The organism is Thalassobacter sp., from assembly GCF_982993085.1.
This window is the reverse complement of the sequence record NZ_CEZFMW010000208.1, coordinates 1-3,010: the sequence shown is the minus strand read 5'-3', so window position 1 is coordinate 3,010 and position 3,010 is coordinate 1. Positions and strand designations below refer to the sequence as shown.

The window sequence follows — 3,010 nt, the reverse complement described above, 5'->3', positions numbered from 1 at the left end:
GTTGGGCCCTGAACAGGCCGAAGGCGCACTGAAGACGCTCAAGCGTAAAATCCCAGGCGCTTCGTTTTCCGAATTGGTCGCAGCAGCACCACAGTTTCCAACCTGGCTTGCCAGTACTGTCAGTCGTGTAGCTCATGGCTGAAGCCTTCTTGACTTTATCGCTAGATGACAGACGCGAAGCCCTCGGCGTGGCTGCAGATAGCCTCGGCCGCCCTCCCCACTTGCTCGAAAAGGACGTGTGGGTTGTCTGGGCCCTGGACACGCTTTTCAACTCTCCTGCAGGTGATCATCTCGTGTTCAAGGGGGGCACGTCTCTGTCGAAGGCCTACGGCATCATCCAACGCTTCTCTGAGGATGTTGACCTGACTTACGACATCCGAGCAATCGCGCCCGATCTTGTCGGCGACAGCCAGGATGCTATCCCCACATCAAGAGGTGAAGAAAGACGCTGGACGAAGGCCGCACGGCAGCGCTTGAAAGAATGGATACCATCGACGCTGCAACCCGTACTGCAAAGCCCAATCATGCAAATGAGCTTACCCGCCACACTGCGTCATGAGGGCGAGAAGCTGTTTATAGATTATGAGGCAGCTTCCTTGGGCACTGGGTATGTTGCGCCTTCTGTTATGTTGGAATTCGGAGCGCGCGCAACTGGCGAACCGGCCAGCCTTCGCGCCATCAGTTGTGATGCCGATGGCGTGATTGATGGACTTGTCTTTCCTACCGCAAATCCGCGGGTCATGCATGCTGAGCGAACATTTTGGGAAAAGGCGACTGCGATACACGTCTTTTGTCGACAGCAACGCTTGCGAGGTGACCGCTTCGCTAGACACTGGCACGACTTGGTTCGCCTTGCTGATGCTGGGATCGCCGAAAAGGCAACCAGGGACAAGAACTTGGCGCAAGCAGTAGCCAACCACAAGGGTATGTTCTTCACCGAAAAAGACGTTGCTGGAAACACGATCGATTACGTTGCGGCCGTCAGTGGTGGTTTGGAATTGGTACCGACCGGATCCGCGCGTGATACTCTTGCAGAAGATTATCGCAAAATGGTCGAGGATGGTCTCCTCCTGACAGATGCTGAACCGTTTGAAAAGCTTATCACGCGTTGCGCCACTATCGCCGACGACGCAAACCGGGTCATCGTTGAACGCTGACGCTGCACAACAGGCCGACATGGTTTCTATACGGCCGTTGACTCACGTCTAATCATTGAAACTACAAACAGGTGCATGCATCACTGAACGGGCGTCGGCTGCAGCATCTCATCGGTATCGAGCTTAAGCGAACTCCGCCAAAGCTGGGTCTTGAAGACGTGACAATCGTGCTTGCCCGGGCTGTTGTCACGGGTCTCCATCAACAGTCCCGCCCACTCAAGTGGCCGCAAGACACATGATGAGAATGCGCCCATCGCCCGCCATCCCGCGGTGTGCCAATCCTCTGGCTCACCATAAAAGCCCTGGTACAAAGCTGCCTCAGTGGTGCCTCGGTCCGCCTCGACGTTGATGACATTCATCCAGACATCCCATTTGCCAAACGGCCGATCGTCAAAACGGGCATAGGACGCGTGATCGATGCGGAGAACGAAGTACGGGATCAGCTCGGCAACCAAGCGCCCTGGCGATCGGGCCAGCTCAGCACCCTTCTTTGTCAACCGAAACGCCCCCTTATAATGCCGGCCGAGGCGTAACGAGATTAGCAGGAAGTGCAGAACCTCAAGTGGTGGGAATTCGTACTCGTTGATGACCTTGTTGAAGCGGAACATTTCCTCAGCACTTTTCCCCGGCCAATCGAAGTTCTCCACAGCCCAGTGGACGAAGACGCGCTTAAACGCCTTGGTTTGGGTGAGGCCAATCGATCCGTGCTCTTGGGCATATTGCAGCGTCAAAAGTGCGCCCCGCAGCAGCGGCGAGCGCATTAAATCTGGATGATCATCAGGGAGCGTACGGAATGCAATCATGCGCAAGTGATGCCACGAGCACAACGGCGATGCCAAGAGGCCCGTGTGTGCAGGCCTAGACGAGATCGCTGAGCATCCGTGCTAGGTGCCGAATGGAAAAGGCGGATCTAGCCGACGATCCTGGATAAGCTAGGCGTGCTGCGCGGAGATTATCTGATCTATTCTCCGCAAATTTTCCGGAGATGAAACTGGGGATGGTCACGATTGCCGCCATCACCCGGCCAAGCGAATGTGGTTCAATGCAGTGGAATGTCACCGACCATCGCTGAGCGCGGCTGATTATCCCTGATTACGGTTTTTCGGGGCGGATGACTCGTCAAATGTTGACGTGGCGTTGACTTGAAACGCGCTTATAATTCCCCAGTATTTAACTCGGAAACTAAACTTTTGATTTATTTGATTTTTTTGGTTGCGGGAGTAGGATTTGAACCTACGACCTTCAGGTTATGAGTCGTAACTCTTTGATTTTGCTTAATTGTTTGAAATCAGCCACTTAGCCGATAAGCCTTTGTTTTCATTTACTCTGTTCACCGACTTCCAACGACATTGGATGCGTTGAGACGCGTTGAGATGTAGGCAAACAGACGTTGAGTGGTTGACGTGGTGTTGACGTAAACCATCGCGATTATAATCGCAAGATCGCCACCTGACAGGCCCCCAGACCGGTCATTTCATCAACGAAACCGCATTTTTCTCCCAAATCCCTGCCCCTTAGTGCCGCGCGTCATAAGGCTCGCCAAATCAGGGGCAAAACCTTCAGATATCTGCGCCATGCGCTGGGCGACGGAAGCATCCCGAGCACATTTCAAACCCGCCAACCCAGTTTCCGGAATTCATTCCGCGCTTATGAGTTCCGGGTTCTTAATGAATTTAGGCGGCAGTGACTTGGTCACAGGGCGCGGCTTGTGCAGCAGTATTCAAGTGGAATAAACCATGGTAGCATCATGATCGGCCCTTAGCGGACATTGATATAGTTCGCAGCAAATGGCGGCTTAGAGCCCGACCCAGTCATTGTGAATTTGTGCTGCGAGCGCACGCAGCGAGAAAAAT

Annotated in this window: 2 protein-coding genes; one reads left to right on the top strand and one right to left on the bottom strand. The window is 53.8% G+C overall.

Going from position 1 to position 3,010, the window contains the following annotated elements; all coding sequences use genetic code 11:
• The first annotated feature begins 134 nt into the window (after positions 1-134).
• Complete coding sequence (locus AC4GMC_RS17965) at positions 135-1,157, top strand: nucleotidyl transferase AbiEii/AbiGii toxin family protein (RefSeq protein WP_487878687.1); 1,023 nt, start codon at positions 135-137, stop codon at positions 1,155-1,157.
• Positions 1,158-1,237: 80 nt separating this feature from the next.
• On the opposite strand, the gene AC4GMC_RS17960 is transcribed toward AC4GMC_RS17965, so the two are convergent.
• Positions 1,238-1,960, bottom strand: coding sequence for a hypothetical protein (locus AC4GMC_RS17960; RefSeq protein WP_487878686.1), 723 nt, complete (start codon positions 1,958-1,960; stop codon positions 1,238-1,240).
• Positions 1,961-3,010 lie beyond the last annotated feature (1,050 nt).